At 69.6% G+C, this 19,413-nt stretch carries 18 protein-coding genes; 4 read left to right on the forward strand and 14 right to left on the reverse strand.

Going from position 1 to position 19,413, the window contains the following annotated elements:
• The 3 genes from V8J36_RS13240 to V8J36_RS13250 form a co-directional block, all read right to left on the reverse strand.
• The gene (locus V8J36_RS13240; RefSeq protein WP_336467770.1) at positions 1 to 1,068 is read right to left on the reverse strand and encodes a 3-hydroxyisobutyryl-CoA hydrolase; all 1,068 of its coding nucleotides are present in this window, start codon (positions 1,066 to 1,068) and stop codon (positions 1 to 3) included.
• A complete protein-coding gene (locus V8J36_RS13245) occupies positions 1,065 to 2,210 on the reverse strand; it encodes an acyl-CoA dehydrogenase family protein (RefSeq protein WP_336467771.1) in 1,146 nt (381 codons plus the stop codon). The genes V8J36_RS13240 and V8J36_RS13245 overlap by 4 nt, the downstream gene beginning before the upstream one ends.
• A 380-nt stretch (positions 2,211 to 2,590) precedes the next feature.
• On the reverse strand, positions 2,591 to 4,090 hold the full coding sequence (locus tag V8J36_RS13250) for a CoA-acylating methylmalonate-semialdehyde dehydrogenase (RefSeq protein ID WP_336467772.1): 1,500 nt from the start codon (positions 4,088 to 4,090) through the stop codon (positions 2,591 to 2,593).
• A gap of 131 nt (positions 4,091 to 4,221) precedes the next feature.
• Between V8J36_RS13250 and V8J36_RS13255 the strand changes: the two genes are divergently transcribed.
• The 3 genes from V8J36_RS13255 to coaD all read left to right on the forward strand — a co-directional run bounded on the left by V8J36_RS13255 (position 4,222) and on the right by coaD (position 6,421).
• Positions 4,222 to 5,121 (forward strand): LysR family transcriptional regulator, encoded by a 900-nt coding sequence (locus V8J36_RS13255; RefSeq protein WP_336467773.1) that lies wholly within the window; start codon positions 4,222 to 4,224, stop codon positions 5,119 to 5,121.
• Between the two features lie 113 nt (positions 5,122 to 5,234).
• Positions 5,235 to 5,669, forward strand: a complete 435-nt coding sequence (locus tag V8J36_RS13260; RefSeq protein ID WP_336467774.1) for a CBS domain-containing protein — start codon at positions 5,235 to 5,237, stop codon at positions 5,667 to 5,669.
• A gap of 257 nt (positions 5,670 to 5,926) precedes the next feature.
• Positions 5,927 to 6,421: a pantetheine-phosphate adenylyltransferase gene (gene coaD / locus V8J36_RS13265; RefSeq protein ID WP_336467775.1), complete on the forward strand. Its 495-nt coding sequence runs from the start codon at positions 5,927 to 5,929 to the stop codon at positions 6,419 to 6,421.
• Here coaD and V8J36_RS13270 read toward each other — a convergent pair.
• The 4 genes from V8J36_RS13270 to gap (V8J36_RS13285) all read right to left on the reverse strand — a co-directional run bounded on the left by V8J36_RS13270 (position 6,411) and on the right by gap (V8J36_RS13285) (position 11,665).
• Positions 6,411 to 9,254 (reverse strand): cation:proton antiporter, encoded by a 2,844-nt coding sequence (locus tag V8J36_RS13270; RefSeq protein ID WP_336467776.1) that lies wholly within the window; start codon positions 9,252 to 9,254, stop codon positions 6,411 to 6,413. The two genes, coaD and V8J36_RS13270, sit on opposite strands and share 11 nt — an antisense overlap.
• 124 nt (positions 9,255 to 9,378) lie before the next feature.
• Positions 9,379 to 10,380: a type I glyceraldehyde-3-phosphate dehydrogenase gene (gap, locus tag V8J36_RS13275; protein ID WP_336467777.1), complete on the reverse strand. Its 1,002-nt coding sequence runs from the start codon at positions 10,378 to 10,380 to the stop codon at positions 9,379 to 9,381.
• 96 nt (positions 10,381 to 10,476) lie between these two features.
• Positions 10,477 to 10,620, reverse strand: coding sequence for a hypothetical protein (locus V8J36_RS13280; RefSeq protein ID WP_336467778.1), 144 nt, complete (start codon positions 10,618 to 10,620; stop codon positions 10,477 to 10,479).
• 37 nt (positions 10,621 to 10,657) lie between these two features.
• Complete coding sequence (gap, locus tag V8J36_RS13285; RefSeq protein WP_336467779.1) at positions 10,658 to 11,665, reverse strand: type I glyceraldehyde-3-phosphate dehydrogenase; 1,008 nt, start codon at positions 11,663 to 11,665, stop codon at positions 10,658 to 10,660.
• Positions 11,666 to 11,920: 255 nt separating this feature from the next.
• Between gap (V8J36_RS13285) and V8J36_RS13290 the strand changes: the two genes are divergently transcribed.
• The gene (locus V8J36_RS13290) at positions 11,921 to 12,880 is read left to right on the forward strand and encodes a DUF808 domain-containing protein (RefSeq protein ID WP_336467780.1); all 960 of its coding nucleotides are present in this window, start codon (positions 11,921 to 11,923) and stop codon (positions 12,878 to 12,880) included.
• A gap of 11 nt (positions 12,881 to 12,891) precedes the next feature.
• Here the strand turns inward: V8J36_RS13290 and V8J36_RS13295 are convergent, their stop codons facing one another.
• From V8J36_RS13295 to dddP, 7 genes are all read right to left on the reverse strand, one after another.
• On the reverse strand, positions 12,892 to 13,404 hold the full coding sequence (locus V8J36_RS13295; protein ID WP_336467781.1) for a GNAT family N-acetyltransferase: 513 nt from the start codon (positions 13,402 to 13,404) through the stop codon (positions 12,892 to 12,894).
• Positions 13,405 to 13,533: 129 nt separating this feature from the next.
• On the reverse strand, positions 13,534 to 14,571 hold the full coding sequence (locus tag V8J36_RS13300) for a TRAP transporter substrate-binding protein (protein ID WP_336467782.1): 1,038 nt from the start codon (positions 14,569 to 14,571) through the stop codon (positions 13,534 to 13,536).
• 123 nt (positions 14,572 to 14,694) lie between these two features.
• Positions 14,695 to 15,933 carry a peptidoglycan DD-metalloendopeptidase family protein gene (locus V8J36_RS13305; RefSeq protein WP_442902497.1) on the reverse strand — a complete coding sequence of 413 codons (1,239 nt, stop codon included), beginning with the start codon at positions 15,931 to 15,933 and terminating at the stop codon, positions 14,695 to 14,697.
• 67 nt (positions 15,934 to 16,000) lie between these two features.
• On the reverse strand, positions 16,001 to 16,666 hold the full coding sequence (locus V8J36_RS13310; RefSeq protein WP_336467783.1) for a protein-L-isoaspartate(D-aspartate) O-methyltransferase: 666 nt from the start codon (positions 16,664 to 16,666) through the stop codon (positions 16,001 to 16,003).
• A 7-nt stretch (positions 16,667 to 16,673) separates the two neighbouring features.
• Positions 16,674 to 17,456: a 5'/3'-nucleotidase SurE gene (gene surE / locus V8J36_RS13315; RefSeq protein ID WP_336467784.1), complete on the reverse strand. Its 783-nt coding sequence runs from the start codon at positions 17,454 to 17,456 to the stop codon at positions 16,674 to 16,676.
• A gap of 130 nt (positions 17,457 to 17,586) precedes the next feature.
• Complete coding sequence (locus tag V8J36_RS13320) at positions 17,587 to 17,997, reverse strand: hypothetical protein (RefSeq protein WP_336467785.1); 411 nt, start codon at positions 17,995 to 17,997, stop codon at positions 17,587 to 17,589.
• Positions 17,998 to 18,068: 71 nt separating this feature from the next.
• Positions 18,069 to 19,397, reverse strand: a complete 1,329-nt coding sequence (gene dddP / locus V8J36_RS13325) for a dimethylsulfonioproprionate lyase DddP (protein ID WP_336467786.1) — start codon at positions 19,395 to 19,397, stop codon at positions 18,069 to 18,071.
• Between the last annotated feature and the right edge of the window lie 16 nt (positions 19,398 to 19,413).

Here is a 19,413-nt window from a genome sequence, read left to right on the forward strand (position 1 = left end):
TCAGGCCGCAACCCTTGCCGGAGCGCCGAAGTCGATCGGCGCCACCTCGAGCGGCGCAAGCAGCGCCGCAACCTCTGCCGCCGTCACCGCCTCTGGCCCGGGATGGCGCCAGCGCGGGGTGCGGTCCTTGTCGATCAGCTGCGCGCGCACGCCTTCCAGGAAGTCGGCCTGCGCCACCGCGCGCGAGGTGACGCGGAACTCGGCGTCGAGCGCGGTGCGGATGTCGGTGCCGCGCACCTGCCGCAGCAGCGCCAGCGTCGTCACCATCGACAGGGGCGACTGGCGGCGCAGCGTCTTCAGCGTGGCGGCGGCGAACTCGCCCGGTTCCTCGGCCAGCGCCGCAAGGATCCCGGGCAGGGTCGGCGCGGCGAAGACGCGGTCGATCATCGCCCGCTCGGCCGCGATTGGCGCGGGCGGCGGCGGCGCGGCCGCGGCGCGCAGCGCGTCGAGCCGGCCCGAGGCCTCGATCCCCGCGACCAGCGCCGGCCAGTCGGCTTCGGGAAGGAAGAGATCGGCGAAACCGGTCAGGATCGCGTCCGGCCCCGACATCCGCGCGCCGGTCAGACCGTAATATTCGCCAAGCGCCCCCGGCGCCTCTGCCAGCAGCAGCGAGCCGCCGACATCGGGCACGAGGCCGATCCCGGTTTCCGGCATGGCGATCTGCGTGGTCGCGCCCACCACCCGGCAGGTGGCATGGCCGCCGACGCCGACGCCGCCGCCCATCACGAAGCCCTGCATGAAGGCCACGACCGGTTTCCGGAATTCGGCGATCTTCGCGTTCAGCCGGTATTCGTCGCGCCAGAAGTCCTGCGGCATCTTCAGGTCGCCCGCGCGCCCCGCGTGGTAGAGCGAGGCGACATCGCCCCCGGCGCAGAAGGCGCGCTCGCCCTCGGCGGTGATCACCACGACCTCGACCGCCGGGTCGGTGGCGAAGGCGTCGAGCGCGGCCTCGAGCTTCAGCGCCATCGGGTGATCGAGCGCGTTCAGCGCCTTCGGCCGGTTGAAATGCACCCGACCGGCGCGGCCGGTGACATGGGTCAGGATGGCGTCGGTCTGCACTTGGGTCACGCGGCCTCCTTCAGAAGCTCGCGGCTGATGATCAGCCGCATGATCTCGTTGGTGCCTTCGAGGATCTGGTGGACGCGCAGGTCGCGAACCACCTTCTCGATCCCGTAATCGGCGAGGTAGCCGTAGCCGCCGTGCAGCTGCAGGCACTGGTTGGCGATGTCGAAGCAGGCGTCGGTGACGAAGAGCTTCGCCATCGCGCAGGCCTTGGTGGCGTCGGGCGCGCGGGTGTCGACCTTCCAGGCGGCCTGGCGCAGGAAGACGCGGGCGGCCTGCAGGCGGGTCTCCATCTCGGCCAGGCGGAATTGCAGGGCCTGGAACTCGGTCAGCTTCTGGCCGAAGGCCTGCCGGTCGCGCATATAGGCCAGCGTCGCGTCGAAGGCGGCCTGTGCCGCGCCCAGCGCGCAGGCAGAAATGTTCAGCCGCCCGCCGTCGAGCCCGGCCATCGCATAGCTGAAGCCGCGGCCCTCTTCGCCCATCAAAGCCCCGGCCCCGACCCGGCAGTCGTCGAACTGCACCTGACGCGTGGGCTGGGCGCGCCAGCCCATCTTGTCTTCGAGCCCGCCGAAGCTGAGCCCCGGCGCGTCCGAGGGCACGAGCAGGGTCGAGATGCCCTTCGGCCCCGCGCCGCCGGTGCGCGCCATGGTGACGTAGAGGTCCGAATAGCCGCCGCCCGAGATGAAGGCCTTGGTGCCGTTCAGGGTGAAGCCCTCGCTGGTCCGCTCGGCCCGGGTGCGCAGCGAGGCCGCGTCGGAGCCTGAGCCGGGCTCGGTCAGGCAGTAGGACGCCACGGTCTCCATCGTGCACAGCTTCGGCAGCCATTCGGCCTTCTGGTCGGGGGTGCCGTAGCGGTCGATCATGCCCGCGCACATGTTGTGGATCGACAGGAACGCCGCGGTGGCGGGGCAGGCCATCGACAGCGCCTCGAACACCAGCGTGCCGTCGAGCCGGCCGAGCCCGCTGCCGCCCGCCTCTTCCGAGACGTAGAGCCCGCCCAGGCCCAGTTCTGCCAGATCGGGCCAGAGGTCGCGGGGGATCGTGCCCTCGTCCTCCCACTGCCGGGCATGGGGGGCGATGCGCTCCTGCCCGAAGCCGTGGGCCATGGCGAAGATCGCCTGCTGTTCCTCTCCCAGTGCGAAATCCATGGCTCGGGCCTCCCTCCCAAGTGGCGTGCGGCTCCGAGCCTAGGGGCTGGCCGGGACCGCGCAATGGCCCCTGCCGCGCGTCGTTGCGTCACGGGGTCCGGGCCGCGACGACACGGGTGAGTCGCGCCGGTTTGCGCTGCGGCTGCACGGCGCGCCCAACAGTCGTCGCGCGGTGCGGGGTCTGGTTCCGGGGCGGTGACGGTGGCGGCGCGGGCGGGGGCTGATCGCGGCGGTCCGCGCGATCTTTCTGGATCGCTGCCGGACGGGGCGCTAGGCCTTGGGTCAGCAGCCGCACCGGGCCGGTCCCGGTCGAGCCTTCCCGGCGCCAGGTCCCCGGCGCCGATACGGGCGGGGCGGCCCCCCAGGGCCGCCCCGTTTCTTCATTCCATCGCCTGGAAGTTCAGGCTCGCGCCTTCCTTGATGCCCGAGGGCCAGCGCGCGGTGATGGTCTTGGTGCGGGTATAGAAGCGGAAGGCGTCCGGCCCGTGCTGGTTCAGGTCGCCGAAGGCCGATTTCTTCCAGCCGCCGAAGGTGTGATAGGCCAGCGGCACCGGGATCGGCACGTTGATCCCGATCATGCCGACGTTGACGCGGGCCGCGAAGTCGCGGGCGGTGTCGCCGTCGCGGGTGAAGATCGCGGTGCCGTTGCCGTACTCATGGTCCATCGCCAGACCCAGCGCCTCTTCGTAGGTCTTGGCGCGCACGGTCGAGAGCACCGGCCCGAAAATCTCCTTGCGGTAGATGTCCATGTCCGGCGTCACGTTGTCGAAGAGATGGGGCCCGACGAAGAAGCCGTCCTCGTAGCCCTGCAGGCTGAAGTTGCGCCCGTCGACGACCAGTTTCGCGCCCTGGGCCACGCCGGTCTCGACCAGCTTCAGGATGTTGGCCTTGGCGGCACCGGTGACCACGGGGCCGTAGTCGATGTCGTTGCCGGCGGTATAGGGGCCGACCTTCAGCTTCTCGATCCGCGGGATCAGTTTCTCGATCAGCTTGTCGGCGGTGGCGTCACCGACCGGCACCGCGACCGAGATCGCCATGCAGCGCTCGCCCGCCGCGCCGTAGCCCGCGCCGACCAGCGCGTCGGCGGCCTGGTCCATGTCGGCATCCGGCATGACGATCATGTGGTTCTTCGCGCCGCCGAAGCACTGCACGCGCTTCCCGTTCGCGCAGCCGCGCGAATAGATGTACTCGGCGATCGGGGTCGAGCCGACGAAGCCCACCGCGGCGATCAGCGGATTGTCGAGGATCGCGTCCACCGACTCCTTGTCGCCGTTGACCACCTGCAGAACGCCGTCGGGCAGGCCGGCTTCCTGGAAGATCTCGGCCAGCATCAGCGGCACCGAGGGGTCGCGTTCCGAGGGCTTCAGGATGAAGGCGTTGCCGGCGGCGAGGGCCGGGCCCATCTTCCACAGCGGGATCATGGCGGGGAAGTTGAACGGCGTGATGCCCGCGGCCACGCCCAGCGGCTGGCGCATCGAATACATGTCGATGCCGGGGCCGGCGCTGTCGGTGAAGTCGCCCTTCAGCAGATGCGGCGCGCCGATGCAGAACTCGATCACTTCCAGACCGCGCTGCACGTCGCCCTTGGCGTCGGGGATGGTCTTGCCATGCTCGCGGCTCAGCGCCTCGGCCAGCTTGTCCATGTCGCGGTTCAGCAGGCGCACCACTTCCATCATCACCCGCGCGCGGCGCTGCGGGTTGGTGGCGCCCCATTTCGGCTGGGCGGCGGCGGCGGCCTCGACCGCGGCGTCAAGCTCGGCCTTCGAAGCCAGCGGCACCTTGGCCTGAACCTCGCCGGTGGCGGGGTTGAAGACATCGGCGAAGCGGCCCGAGGTGCCCTTCACATGCTTGCCGTTGATCCAGTGGGTCAGTTCTTGCATCGCGTCCTCCGGTCGTCCCCCCGCGTGCATCCGCGGGGTCGTTATCGCTGAGCGGACCCTAATCTTGCGTTTTTGCGCCGGCTAGGGCCAATTGCCCAAAACAGTCCTGCAAAAATGCAAAGGGGTCGGCGATGAACTGGGACGATGTCCGGATCTTCCTGGCGGTCGCGCGCAATGAGAGCCTGTCGGGCGCGGGGCGCGGGCTAAGGCTTGACGCCGCGACGGTGGCGCGGCGGGTGGGCCGGCTGGAAGAACGCACCGGCCAGGCGCTGTTCCTGAAATCGCCGCAGGGCTACCGGCTGACCGAGGCCGGCGCCCGGCTGCTGCCCCATGCCGAGGCGGCAGAGCGCGCGATGGCCGCGGGGGCCGAGGATCTGGCGGGGCAGGCCTCGGGCCTGTCCGGCCAGATCCGGCTGGGCGCGCCCGACGGCTGCGCCAACTACCTGCTGCCGCAGGTGACGGCGGCGATCTGCGATGCGAATCCGGGGCTCGAGGTGCAGATCGTGGCGCTGCCGCGGGTCTTCAACCTGTCGCGGCGCGAGGCCGACATGGCGATCGCGGTCAGCCAGCCGACGGGGGGGCGGCAGTTGGTGCAGAAGCTGGCCGATTACCGGCTGAGCCTTGTCGCCGACGAGGGCTACCTTGCGCGCCACCCGCCGATCCGCACGCTGGACGATGTGACCGGCCATCGCGTCGTGGGCTACATCCCCGACATGATCTTCGACAAGGAGCTGGATTACCTGGCCGAGTTCGGCGGCGGCGCGGTGCCGCTGGCCTCGAACTCGGTCGCGGTGCAGCTGATGTGGCTGCGGGCAGGGGCCGGGATCGGCGTGGTCCATGACTTCGCGATGCCCTTCGCGCCGGGGCTGCGGCGGATCCCGATCCCCGACGTGGCGCTGAGCCGCGCCTTCTGGCTGATCCGCCATGCCGACGACCGCCGCTCGCACCGCATGACCCGCTTCGCAGAGGCGCTGGTTCAGGGCGTCCGGCGCGAGGTCGCGCGGCTCGAAGGGCTGGCCGCCGCGCAATAGGCGGGTAAGCGGATGTTAGCGCCGATCGTGCTTTGGTCTCGGTATCCTTGACAGGACAGGGGCTTGGGGTCGAACCTCAACCCCGGAGGAGTGCAGAGCGTGAGGAGGACGCGATGCTGGTGCAGCAGATTCTGAAGGGAAAGACCGATGACGGCGTCGTGACGGTGGCGCCGGGCTGGAACCTCGCGTCGGTGGCCGAGGTGCTGTCGGCGCGCAAGATCGGCGCGGTGATCGTCAGCCGCGACGGGCGGGTGCCGATGGGCATCGTCTCGGAGCGCGACATCGTGCGTGAACTCGGGCGGCGGGGCGCGATCTGCCTGACCGACCCGGTCGAACAGGCGATGACGAAGAAGCTCGTCACCTGTTCCTGCTCGGACGATGCGGTGGCGGTGCTCGAGAAGATGACCGAGGGCCGCTTTCGCCACATGCCGGTGATGGAGGGCGAAGAGATGATCGGCCTCATATCGATCGGCGACGTGGTCAAGGCGCGCCTGGCCGAGCTTGCGATGGAGCGCGAGGCGCTCGAAGGCATGATCATGGGGAACTGACCGGGGGCAGGAGGGGGCGCTGCCCGCTCTTGGCCTCGCGGCCAATTCACCCCCGGAGTGTTTGGACCAAGCCGAACATGGCTTCGTGTTGGCCCAAATACTCCGGGGGGAGGCTGCGCAGCAGCCGGGGGCGGAGCCCCCGCCTCGGCAGCCAAGGGCTTGCATTCCGCGGCGCAATAATGTTGCGTGCGTTCAGCCTCGGGGTCGGGGCAGCGGGGGCGGGAGGTTCCCGGGCCGGCCCCCTGCGGAGGACGTCTATGCGCATCGGACTTTACCCCGGAACCTTCGACCCGGTCACGCTCGGCCATATCGACATCATCGAGCGGGCGGCGCGGTTGGTCGACCGGCTGGTGATCGGCGTGGCGATCAACCGCGACAAGGGGCCGCTGTTCACGCTCGAGGAACGCGTGGCGCTGATTGAGGCCGAGATTGCGCGCATCGCCGCCGAGACCGGGACCGAGATCCTGGTCCATCCTTTCGAGAACCTGCTGATCGACTGCGCCCGCGACGTGGGGGCCAGCGTGATCGTGCGCGGCCTGCGCGCGGTGGCGGATTTCGAATACGAATTCCAGATGGTCGGCATGAACCGCGCGCTCGACAGCTCGATCGAGACGGTGTTCCTGATGGCAGACGCGCGCCGGCAGGCGATCGCCTCGAAGCTGGTCAAGGAGATCTGCCGGCTGGGCGGCGACGTGACCCGCTTCGTGCCCGGGCCGGTGGCCGAGGCGCTGGCGGCCAGGCTCAGGGCCTGACCGGGCCCGCCTCCGCCTCCGCCACCTCTCCGCTCGGCTTGCCGTCCGTCTCGACGCCCGCTTCGGCGGGCGTTTCGCTGTCCGGGGATGTCTGGGCCCGGCCCGGCGCTGGCTCGGCCGGCGCCGCCCCCGCCGGCGGCGCAACCGCGTCGGCCGCGCCGGGCGGCACCGCGGCCGGCTCCGCATCGGGGCCCGGGGCTGCGTCGACGACGGCCCCGGCGAGGGGCGCCGCAGGGGCCGCTGCGGTCGTGGCCGCCAGCCGCTCGGCCAGGTCGGCCGCCACCTTGGGCTCGGTCTGCATCGCGCGGCGCGCGGCCTCGACCGCGGCCTGGGCATCCGTCCCGAAAAGCTCGGGGTCGAGCTTCACGCCGCGCCGGGCGGCACCGTCGATCACCGCCTGCCGGATCGGGGCCGAGGCGTTCAGAAGCTTGCGGAACCGCAGCTCGTCCAGCGCCAGCAGCGTGCAATGGGTGATCGCCACCACCTGGGTGCGCCGCCGCGCCCGCGCCAATAGGGCGAGCTGGCCGAACATCTCGCCGCGGCCAAGCCTTATGCGATGCACCGCGGTCTGCACCTCGACCGCGCCCGAGGCGATGAACCAGACCTGCTTCGGCTGGCTGTCGCGCGGCAGGATCACCTGGCCGGGACGGGCGTAGATCGTGCGCAGCCGCTTCGCCAGCATCTTGCGCTTGCCCTCGTCGAGATCGGCGAAGAGCGGGAATTCCTTCACCAGGTCCGAGCGGCGCAGCTTGAGGTCCAGCGAGGGGCGGCGTGCATTGGCCGCGCGACGCGCGGCGATCTCTTCGCCCAGCGTCTTGCGCAGTTCCGGCCCGATCAGCCCGTCCTCGGTCAGCGCGTCGTATTCACGCTCTTCCAGCTGCAGGGTGGTGCGGCGGATCAGGCGGCGCTCCATCTCTTCGGCATAGCCGGGGAACTGCAGGCGCAGCCCCTCGAGTTCCTTCTGCACCTCTTCGGCGCGGCGCTCGAGCAGCTCGTGCAGCAACTCGCCCACCCGGCGGCCGTGGATGCGCCGGATCCGGTCGTCGATGAAGCCATGCAGCTGCGGCAGGATCATCGCGATCGTCACGAGGACCTCGAAGCGTTCCTCGGTCACCCGCGCCAGCGGCCGGCCGTAGCCCAGCGTCACATGCAGCCAGTCCGCCAGCCGGTGCACCCCGCCCGAGGACAGGTTCTTGCGCGCCGCCGCGCGATAGGCGGTGCGGCCGCCGGCCCGCGTCGCCTCGATGATCCGGTCGGCATTCGCGAGAAGCCGTTCGGCCAGGTCGGGGGCGATCACCTGCGCGCGGAATTCCTCGAGGATCAGGTCGCGCTCACGGCCCGCCAGCGCCACGAGGCCAAGGGTGATCCGGTCGCGGTCGAGGATCGCCTCGGCCTCGTCGGCCTTCGACACCGCGGTGTCCAGACGCTCGCCGAAGCGCTTCGCCTCGTCGCGCACCACCTCGCGGGCAAGGCCGAAATCGCGCGTGGTCTCTGCCACCTCCTCGCGCACCGACTGCAGCGCGACGGCCAGCACCTGGTTGCCGAGCGCCGCGTCCAGCGGCGAGAGCCGGTCGAGCCCGAGGAACGAGATCACCCGGCGCAGGGTGCCGCCCTGCACGATCAGGGTGAACAGCGTGAAGCCGGTGGCGACGACGCCGACGGTCTGCTTGATGTCGGGCGGCACGAAGCGGTTTTCGGTCACCGCCAGCGCCAGCGCCAGCGTGACGGCACCACGCAGGCCGCCCCAGAGGATCGCGGTGCGATAGGGCGTCTCGACCTTCGGCGAAAGCCTCAGAAGCGTCAGCAGCGGCAGCACCCCGAACAGGATCGCCGCGCGGGCCGCGAAGGCCGCCAGCACCACCACGCCGACCAGCAGCAGATCGCGCAGGTCGGTGTTGGAGAGCAGCCGCGGGATCAGCAGCGCGGCCAGCACGAAGATCAGCGAGCCCGCCCAATGCGCGAGCAGGTCCCAGGTCTCGCGCAGCTGGCCGTTCAGCTCGGGCCCGAAGCGGCCGGGACCGTGCAGGTTCAGCACCAGCCCCGCGACCACGACCGCGACCACGCCCGAGGCCGAGAGATGTTCGGCGATGATGTAGGTCAGATAGGGCAGCGCGATCGAGACCGAGATCTGCCCCAGCGGATGCGCGGGCATCCGGGCGATGATCTCGACCGTGGCGCGACCGATCAGCGCGCCCACCACCGCACCGATGCCGACGATCCAGGGGAAGCGCGCAAGGCCCGCGACGATGTCGGGGTCCTGGTTGCCGATGGTCACGAAGCCGATCAGCAGCGAGAACAGCGCGATGGCGGCGGCGTCGTTCAGCAGGCTTTCGCCCTCGACAATGCGGGCGAGCCTGAGCGGCGCCGGCGTCGACTTGAAGATCGAGACCACGGCGGAGGGATCGGTGGTCGACACGATCGCCCCGATCAGCAGGCAGGCGGCCAGCGGCAGCCCGGCGAAGGGATAGAGCGCAAGCCCGATCGCCAGCATCGCCACGACCACGGCCAGCACGGCCAGCACCAGGATCGGCACCCAGTCGTCCAGAAGCCGGCGGATGTTCAGCCCCAGCGAGACCTGGAACACCAGCATCGGCAGGAAGATGTAAAGGAAGATCGACGACCGGATCGGCAGGTTCAGGATCGTCAGCGCGATCGGGTTGAACGCATCGGTGATGTCGGTGCGCCACAGGAAGGTCGCGCCGCCGCCGATCAGGATCCCCATCGCGGCGAGGATCACGGTGTAGGGCAGGGCCAATCGTTCCGCCAAGGGCTCCGACAAGCCGATGACGAGAAACATAAGGGCAATCAGGGCGACGACGAGAGCAAGATCCATGCGTTCACACCTAAACCGCACAAGCGGTCAAGGGAACGGCAGGGGCGATAATTTCACGTTACCATTCGGTAACATAGCGCCGCCCAAACGGGCGGCGCACAGGATTTCGGCGGGGATCCGCGTCTCAGATCAGCTTGCCCATCGCCACGGCGGTGTCGCTCATCCGGTTCGAGAAGCCCCATTCGTTGTCATACCAGGTCAGGATGCGCACGAAGGTGCCCTCCATCACCTTGGTCTGGTCGAAGGCGAAGGTCGAGGAATGCGGATCGTGGTTGAAGTCGATCGAGACGTTCGGGCGCTCGGTATAGCCCAGGATCCCCTTCAGCGGGCCGTCGGCGGCCTTGCGGATCGCTGCGTTGACCTCTTCGGCCGAGGTGGCGCGCGCCGCCTCGAAGGTCAGGTCGACGACCGAGACGTTCGGCGTCGGCACCCGGATCGACACGCCGTCGAGCTTGCCCTTCAGTTCCGGCAGCACGAGGCCCACGGCCTTGGCGGCGCCGGTCGAGGTCGGGATCATCGACATCGCCGCGGCGCGGGCGCGGTACAGGTCCTTGTGCATCGTGTCCAGCGTCGGCTGGTCGCCGGTGTAGCTGTGGATCGTGGTCATGAAGCCCTTCACGATCCCGATCTCGTCGTTCAGCACCTTGGCGACCGGCGACAGGCAGTTGGTGGTGCAGCTGGCGTTCGACACGACGAGGTCGTCCTTGGTCAGCGTGTCATGGTTCACGCCGAAGACGATGGTCTTGTCCGCGCCCGTCGCCGGGGCCGAGACCAGCACCCGCTTCGAGCCGTTCTGCAGGTGCAGGGCGGCCTTCTCGCGGTCGGTGAAGATGCCGGTGCATTCCATCGCGATGTCGACATCGCCCCAGGGCAGCTCGGCGGGGTTGCGCAGCGCGGTCACGCGGATCGGGCCGCGGCCGACGTCGATCCAGTCCTCACCGGTCTTCACCTCGCCGGGGAAGCGCCCGTGGACCGAGTCGAAGCGGATGAGATGGGCGTTCGTCTCGACCGGGCCGAGATCGTTGATCGCGACCACCTCGATGTCCTTGCGTCCCGATTCCACAATCGCGCGCAGCACGTTGCGCCCGATCCGCCCGAAGCCGTTGATCGCCACTTTGACCGTCATGCCTCTCTCCTCTGGCTCAGGTGACCGGTCCTCGCCGGTCACTGTTGGCGCTAACATCGCGAAAGCGCCGGGAAGGTCAACGGAAAGGTATGGCCCTCAGCGCCAGAATTCGAGCCAATCGATGAGCTTTGCCAGATATTGCAGGATCAGAACGGGAAGACCCCCGCCGAAGGCGAGGGCATCGATCAGGAAAACCGCAAGGATGACGGCACCGACCCAGAGCGCGACTCGGTCGGTCATGGGCGGGCGCCGGCGGTCACCGGCGCGCCGCGCCGGATCAGTTCAGAAGCAGCCGGCCCATCGCGGCCGAGACGTCGGCCATCCGGCACGAGAAGCCCCATTCGTTGTCGTACCAGGCGAGGACGCGCACGGTGCGGCCGCCGATCACCTTGGTCTGGTCGGGGGCGAAGATAGACGAGTAGGGCGTGTGGTTGAAGTCGATCGAGACCTTGGGCTCCGGATCATAGGCCAGCACCGCGCCCATGTGGCCGGCGGCGGCTTCGCGGATCACCTCGTTCACGTCGGCGACGGTGACATCCTTCTTCGCCTCGAAGGTCAGGTCGACGGCCGAGACGTTCGGGGTCGGCACGCGGATCGCCGAGCCGTCAAGGCGGCCCTTCAGTTCCGGCAGCACCTCGCCAATGGCTTTCGCGGCGCCGGTCGAGGTCGGGATCATCGCCATCGCCGCGGCGCGGGCGCGATACAGGTCCTTGTGGCGGCGGTCCAGCGTCGGCTGGTCGCCGGTGTAGCTGTGGATCGTGGTCATGATCCCGCGCTCGATGCCGATGGTGTCGTTCAGCACCTTCGCCAGCGGCGCGAGGCAGTTGGTGGTGCAGGACCCGTTCGAGACGATCTTGTGGTCCAGCGTCAGCGCGCGGTGGTTCACGCCGTAGACGATGGTCGCGTCGACGTTCTTCGCCGGGGCCGAGATCAGCACGCGCTTCGCACCGCGCTCGAGGTGGATCGCCGATTTCAGACCGTCGTTGAACTTGCCGGTGCATTCCAGCACCACGTCGACGCCGTCCCAGTCGAGCTCGTTCGGCTCGTAGGTCGACATCACCTCGATCGGGCCGTGGCCAAGGTCCATCGTGTTGCCCGAGACGCGGATCTGGCCGGGGAAGCGGCCGTGGACCGAGTCGTATTTCAGCAGGTGGGCGTTGGTCTCGATCGGGCCGGTGGCGTTGATCTTCACCACCTGCACGTCGTTGCGCGCGGCCTCGGCGATATGTGCCAGCGTGCAGCGCCCGATGCGTCCGAACCCGTTGATCCCGAGAGTGATGGTCATGAAGCGCTCCTGAGGCTCTGGTCGGACGGGGCTCAGGACCTCAGAGGGGAGCCTCGCCCGACGGCACATTTTCGGTCGATGTTGGTATACATAGCGCCGACCTGTGAATAAACAGGCAAAATCAGTATGTTAGCGGAAACATTCGATGTTTGCGCCAACATTGCCGCGACGCGGCGACGCGGCGCCGTGCCCTTGCCCTGCGCTGCCTGCGGATTACGCTTGGGCGCGACACGGGTTGCGCAGGAACGGGCGGACATGAGCGGATTGCTGGCACTTCTCGACGACGTGGCGGGAATCGCCAAGCTGGCGGCAGCCTCGATCGACGACATCGGCGCGCAGGCGGTGAAGTCAGGGGCAAAGGCTGCGGGGGCGGTGATCGACGATGCGGCGGTGACCCCGAAATATGTTCAGGGCCTGCCGGCGGCGCGGGAACTGCCGATCGTGGGCAAGATCGCGCTGGGCTCGATCCGCAACAAGCTGATCATCCTTCTGCCGATCGCGCTGCTGCTGTCGGCCTTCGCACCCTGGGCGATCATGCCGCTTCTGATGCTGGGCGGCGGTTACCTGTGCTTCGAGGGCGCCGAGAAGGTGCATCACGCGCTGTTCCCGCCCAAGGGCCACGCCACCGCGACCGGGCCGAAGCTGTCGGTCGAGCATCTGGAAGAGCAGAAGGTCTCGGGCGCGATCAAGACCGATTTCATCCTGTCGGCCGAGATCATGACCATCGCGCTGTCGGCGATTCCCGAAGAGGCGATCTGGATGGAGGCGGTGATCCTTGCCATCGTCGGCATCGGGATCACGACGGTGGTCTACGGCTCGGTCGCGCTGATCGTGAAGGCCGACGACCTTGGCCTGCACCTCGCGCGCGAGGGGCGGTCGGGCGCGGTGCGCGGGCTCGGCCGCGGGATCGTGCGCTGGATGCCGGCCTTCATGCGGGTGCTGACCGTGGTCGGAACCGCGGCGATGATCTGGGTGGGCGGCTCGATCGTGGTCCACGGTCTGGAAAGCTTCGGGCTGACCGCGCCCGGCCACTGGATCGAACACATGGCCGAAGTCGCCTCTGATGGGCTCGGCGGGTTCGCGGGGGCCGCACATTGGGTGGTCACCGCCTTCTTCGACGGGATCCTCGGACTGGCTGTCGGCTTTGCGCTGATCCCGGTCGCGGGCCTCGTGGCGCGGCTGCGCGGCGGCGACAAGGCGGCCGCGGCGCACTGACGCCGAAGACCTCAACCGCCGGTCAGGCGCAGCTCCAGCACCTCGCGCAGCGCGGGGTCCAGGGTCAGCGCCTGCGCCGCCACCACTGCCGCAAGTCCGGGGCCGAGGTCGCGCGCCGGCATCGGGACGAAGCCGAAGCGGCGGAACCAGGGGCCGTTCCAGGCAGGGTCGCGGAAGGTGGTCAGCGCGATCCGCGCGAAACCCTCCTGCCGCGCCGCCGCGATCACCCGCAACAGCAGCGCCGTGCCGATGCCGCGTACCGTGCCCGCCCCGCGGGTCGAGATGTTGTCGAGATACAGCAGGCCATCCAGCGGGCGGGTCAGCGCGTGGCCGAGCGGCCCGGTCTTATCCTCGGCGACCCAGCCGCCGCCGGCCGCGAAGCGCGCGAGCGACACCGGCGGGCCCGCCGCCACGGCGGCCAGCACCGGGATCGCCGCATAGCGCGCCCGGGCCGCGACCGACAGGCGCTGCAGCGCGGGCCAGTCGTCGGGTCGCATCGGGCGGATCCGGAAGGGCGGGGTCATCGGGCCTCGACAAGGGGCGGGGACCCGGTTGGTCTATCCGCCCCGGCAGCGGCCCGACAGCGGCCCGACAGGGGCGCGGGGGCGGAAGGAATGCCGCGGCCGGCAGGGGGCAGGCCGCGGCGGGAAGGCTCACTTGGTCGCGATGATCTGGTCGATCAGGTCCTGACCGTATTTCTTGGCGTATTCGGCATAGGCGGGCTTCAGCGCCTCGCGGAAGGCGGCCTTCTGCTCGTCCGACAGCTTGGTGATTTCCATCCCCTCGGACTTCAGCTGCGCCTCGCCGTTGGTCTCGGCCGCGTCGACGAAGGCGCGCATCGCGGCCTTGGCCTCGATCGCGCCCTTGCGGAAGACCTCCTGGTCCTCAGGGGTCAGCCCGTCCCAGAACATCTTCGACACCAGGATCATCGCCGGCGAATAGACATGGCCCGACAGCGTCAGGTATTTCTGCGTCTCGCTCAGATGCGCAGAGGTGATGACCGACAGCGGGTTCTCTTGCCCGTCGATCGTGCCCTGCTGCAGGCCGACGATCACCTCGGGCCAGGCCATCGGCGTCGGCGCGGCGCCGAGCGTCTGGAAGGCGGTGATGTGGACCGGGTTCTCCATCGTGCGGATCTTCAGGCCCTTCACGTCGGCCGGCGTCGCGATGGCGTTGCGGTTGTTGGTGATGTGGCGGAAGCCCTGCTCGCCCCAGGCCAGCGCGACCAGGCCCTGATCCTCGAACTTCGCCAGCATCGCCTCGCCGATCGGTCCGTCGAGCACGGCGCGGGCATGGTTGAGGTCGCGGAACAGGAAGGGGATGTCGAAGACACCGACCTCGGGCACGAAGCTCGACAGCGTCCCGGACGAGACGATGGTGGCCTCGATGGTGCCGATCTGCAGGCCCTCGATCACGTCCCGCTCGCCGCCAAGCGCCGAGGACGGGTGCAGCGTCAGGCTGTAGCGGCCGTCGGTGCCGGCATCGACGACTTCCTTCCACTTCTCGCCCGCAACCCCGTAATGCGAGGTGGCGGCCAGCGCGAAGCCGACGTTGACCTCGGTCTGCGCCAGCGCCGGGCCGGCGACGAGCGTCGTCCCCAACGCGAGGGCGGCAAGGCTGGCGGCGAGATTTGCGCTCTTGCGGGCGGGCTCGGCGCGCGTGGCCGGGCCCGGGATACGGGTTGCGATCATGTGGTCCTCCCTGACGGGGCCTCTCCTCCGGCGCCCGGCGCCAGACTGGGGGCAAGGGCCGGAAGTGTAAAGATGCGGAAGGGCTTGCGACCTTCCGTCACCTGTCGCGCCCGCCGGGCGGGATCACTGCAGATAGCGCATCGGGTCGACGGAATTGTAGCCGTCGCGCACCTCGAAATGCATGAAGGGCGAGCCGCCGGCGCGGACCTTGGCGATGGTCTGCCCGCGGGTGACGGTCGCGCCCTTGGCGACGGTGATCCCGTCGATGTTGGCATAGACCGTCAGCAGGTTGTTCGAATGGCGGATGACCATGATCGGCACCTGATCCGTGTCGCGGGTGATCGCGGCGACGGTGCCGGCATCGGCGGCCTTCACCGCCGCGCCCGCGGCGGCCGAAATGTCGATGCCGTCGTTCTTGCCCTTCGAATAGCTGCGGATGATCGAGCCCTGCACCGGCATCACGAATTTGCCCGAGGCCGAGGCGGCGGTCTGCTGGCTGCCCATCCCCTGCGCGGCGGGGGCGGTGTTCACGCTGGCGGCCGCCGGCACCTCCTGCGGCAGCGGCTGCGAGGCCGAGGGCGGCAGCGGCGTGGTCGAGCCGACGCCGGGGGCCGAGGTCGTGGCGCTTTGCGCGCCGCCCTGTCCGGCCATCGCGACCGGGATCAGCAGGTACTGCCCCTCGCGCACCGTCAGGTCGCCCGAAAGCCCGTTCCATTCGGCCAGCGACTTCACCGGCACATTGTAGGCCCGCGCGATCGTATAGGCGCTTTCGCCGCGCGCGACGCGGTGGCGCACCGGCTCGGGACCCGAGGCGCCCGGCGCCGTCGCCGGCGTGGCCGCCGCGGTCGTGACCGGGGCGGGCAGGGCCGAGGTCGAGACGCCGCCGGAGGTCTGCGCGCGGTCGATCGCGCTCGATGCCAGCGAGGTCACGTCGATGGTGCCGCCGGTGATCGGGGCGCCGGCGCCGGCCGCGCCGGCGATCTGCGGCGCATCCACGCGGGCGGGCAGCGCCAGCACCGCGCCCAGGTCCAGCGGCTGGTCCGGGCTGGTGGCGTTGTACTGCGCCAGCTGGTCGGCGCCCATGCCGACGCGGGCGGCGACGGTGCGCACGGTGTCGCCGCGCTGGGCGACGGCGACCTGGTAGTTCGGATAGGAGATCACGCCGCGGCTGTCGGGCAGCGGGCGGTTGGTCACCGCATTGCGCGCGGCCTCCGCGGTCGAGAAGCCGCCGTTGCCGTAGCCGCGCAGGTCGTAGTCCATCGTCTGGCACCCGGCCAGCACCGCCGCGACCCCGCAGAGCATCAGCGCCCGCAGGGCGGGACGGCGCGCGGCAGGGGCGCGCCGGGGCAGGGTCAGGCTCATCTCGGACATCGGCTCGATCCTCGTTCCGTCAACGGTGATGCGGGCTTGGCGGCCCGTCTTCGGCTTGTCAATCCTGCCCCAGCCCCTCGACCAGCGGCACGAAGCGCACGGGGCGCAATTCCTCGTAATCGTAGCCCTCGGCGCCGCGGGTGACCTTGATCAGGCTCTGCACGGTGTCGGACTGGCCCACGGGCAGCACCATGATACCGCCCGGCCTCAGCTGGGCCAAGAGCGGGCCCGGCGGATCCTCTGCCGCGGCGGTCACGATGATGCGGTCGAAGGGCGCCTGGTCGGGCAGGCCGAAGCTGCCGTCGCCGACCATGGCGGTGATGTTGGTCAGATCCAGCCTTCGGAACAGCGCCTCGGCCTCGCGCACCAGCCGGCGGTGGCGGTCGACGGTGTAGACCCGCCGCGCCAGATGGCTGAGCACTGCCGCCTGATAGCCTGAGCCGGTGCCGACCTCGAGCACGGTGTGCCGCGGCTGCACGTCCAGTGCCAGCGTCATCAGCCCGACGATCGAGGGCTGGCTGATCGTCTGGCCGCAGGCGATCGGCAGCGGCATGTCCTCATAGGCGCGTTCGGCGAACAGCCCGGTGACGAAGGCGCCGCGGTCGACCTTCTCCATCGCGCCCAGCACGCGGGCATCGGTGACCCCGCGCGAGCGCAGCGCGTAGAGGAAGCGCATTTTGCGCTCGGCCTCGGTCTCCTCGGTGCCCTCGTCCCCGTCGCTCATCCGCGCCTCAGCCCAGCCGTTCGGTCAGGTTGTCCAGCACGTCATGCGCGGTCAGGTCGGCGCGCATCGGCGTGATCGAGATGTAGCCCGCGAGGTTCGCGGTCACGTCCGTACCCGGGCCGGTGTCGACGGCCTGTTCCGAGCCGCGGACCCACAGGAAGCGCCGCCCCGAGGGCGAGACCTGCCCCTCGACCGAGAAGCCGAAGGCCGGGCGCAGGCCCTGACGGCCGACGCGGTGTCCCTTGACCTCGCCGGCGGGCAGCGCAGGGAAGTTGACGTTGTAGAACATCTGGTAGCCCTCGCCGCCCCAGATCCCCTTGTCGAGCAGCATCTGCACGATCGCCGCACCATGCGCGGCCGAGGCTTCGAACGGGTCTTCGAGCCGGTTGTTGCCCGGGCCCATGAACTGCGACAGCGCGATCGCGGGCACGCCCTGCAGCGCCGCCTCCATCGCGCCGCCCAGCGTGCCGGAATAGACCGCGTTCTCGCCCGAGTTGTTGCCGCGGTTGACGCCCGACAGCACGAGATCGGGCTTGCCCGGCAGCACGTCGTGGACGCCTGCCATCACGCAGTCGGCGGGGCTGCCCTCGGCCGCCCAGCGGCGCGGCCCCAGCTCGGCGATCATCGTGGGATGGGTGTAGCTGATGCAATGCCCGACGCCCGATTGCTCGAAGGCGGGGGCGACGACCCAGACCTCGCCCTCGGGGCCGGCGATCTCGGCCGCGATGCGTTCCAGCACGGCCAGGCCCGGTGCGTTGATGCCGTCGTCATTGGTCACAAGAATGCGCATGGGTCCCGCCTGTCCGGTTGCCGTTCTGGCGGGATGCCGCCGATCCCTGCCTAGTCGGAACCGGCCAGCGCATCAACCCGCACCGGCTCGCTTCGCGCCGGTGCGGATCAGGTTTCACCGAAGCGTCACGTCAGGATGCCTCGATCACGGTGCGGAACCCGCCGCGCGTGTCGAGCAGCGCGCGCTCTTCCGGCCCGATGCGCGCGATCTTGTTGTGCGCGTGCCTGCACAACTTGCGGGCCAGCGCGGCGATGGCCGACCCGGTGCCCGCGTCGCGATAGGGCCTGATATCGTCATAGGACAGCACCGGGCCGCAGCAGGCCTCGATCCGGACCTCGACCGTCGTCGACTGGCCCGTCGGGCGTTCGGCGACCACCATCCCACGGGCTGCAAGCCCTTGTCCGCCTTGAGTCTCGGATGTCCAGATATAAATCGGGTCGTCCGGCCCGATCGCGCGCCCTCCGAAGAAGGGCTTTTCGGTCAGGGTGACTGTCGCGCCTGCAGCCAGGGGGATCGGGCGCGTCTTGATGATGAATGCCATCGGAAAAACTCGGTGAACAAAACCAATGGGGCGAGTTCACCCGGCGTCTTGCCCCCTGTCAATCGACAGGTTCAGCCGCCCAGCAGTCGGGCGTCGAAGGGGTAGGTGGTCAGCACCTCGGGGCCGGTCTCGGTCACCAGCACCTGGTTCTCGAGCTTGATCGAGAAGTCGCCGCCCTCGGGGCTGACCAGCGCCTCGACGCACAGGACCATCCCGGGTTCGAGGTGATAGTCGAAGCTGCCCTCTTCCCAGGCATCGGGATAGACGATCAGCGGCCACTCGTCGCAGAGCCCCACGCCATGCATCCGGCAGCCGTATTTCTGGCGCTGGTACTCGGGCGCCAGCTGATGGCCGCCGAAGGTCAGCTCGCGGAACGCGGTGCCGGGGCGCAGCAGCCGGGTGTTCGTCTCGATGTGCTCGACCGCATGGGCCATCGCCGCGATCATCGCGTTCGTGGGGCGGCCCTCGCCGATCCACCATGTCCGCGAGATGTCGATGCAGATCCCGTAGCTGCCGATCAGGTCGGTGTCGAAGGCGACGATCTCGTCGGGCTGGAGGATCCGCGGTCCGCATTCCTGGAACCAGGGATTGGTCCGCGGTCCCGAGGCCAGAAGCCGCGTCTCGATCCACTCGCCGCCGCGTCGGATGTTCTCGGCATGCAGCACCGCCCAGACCTCGTTCTCGGACAGGCCGGGGCGGCAGGCCGCCTCCATCGCCGCCACCGCCGCCTCGCAGGCGTGATGGGCGCAGCGCATCGCCGCGATCTCGTCGGGGCCCTTGATCGCGCGGACCTTCTCGGTCAGCTCCTCGCCCTCGAGGATCTCGAACCCCTGCGCCTCCAGCGCGCGCAGCCCGTGCAGCATGATCTTGTCGACCGCCAGCCGCCGGTTCGTCCCGGCATGGGCGCGCATCAGCGCGTCGACCTCGGCCGCGAAGCGCCGCGCCATCCGCGCGGCACCGTCGCCGGCATCGAAATAGAAGAAGTCCGCGCCATGGCGCACCTCGCGCACCAGCGGGTTGTGCGCGGTCAGGAACCCGGTCGAGCGGTAGTCCCAGATCACCATGTGCCCGTCGGCGCAGATCAGCAGCGCCCGGAACGGGTTGTGGGTGTTCCACAACTGCATGTTCGGCGCGTCGGTCGCATAGCGAATGTTCAGCGGATCGAAGAGCAGCAGCCCGCCGTAGTCCCGCGCGGTGATCGCCGCGACCAGCCGGTCGAAGCGGAACCCGCGCATCCGCGGCAGGTCGGGCAGGGCCAGCCCCGCCGCCTCCCATTCTCGGAACGCCAGCTGCGTCGGGCCGATCTCGATCCGGTCGTTGTCGTTGGGGGTGCCGTCGCCCAGATGGCTGCCGCGGCCGGGGTCGATCTTGCGGATCTCGCGATAGGGCCGGTCGGTCACGGGCTGCCTCCTGCGC

Source organism: Frigidibacter sp. MR17.14 (genome assembly GCF_037095735.1).
In the GTDB taxonomy this organism is placed as follows: domain Bacteria; phylum Pseudomonadota; class Alphaproteobacteria; order Rhodobacterales; family Rhodobacteraceae; genus Frigidibacter.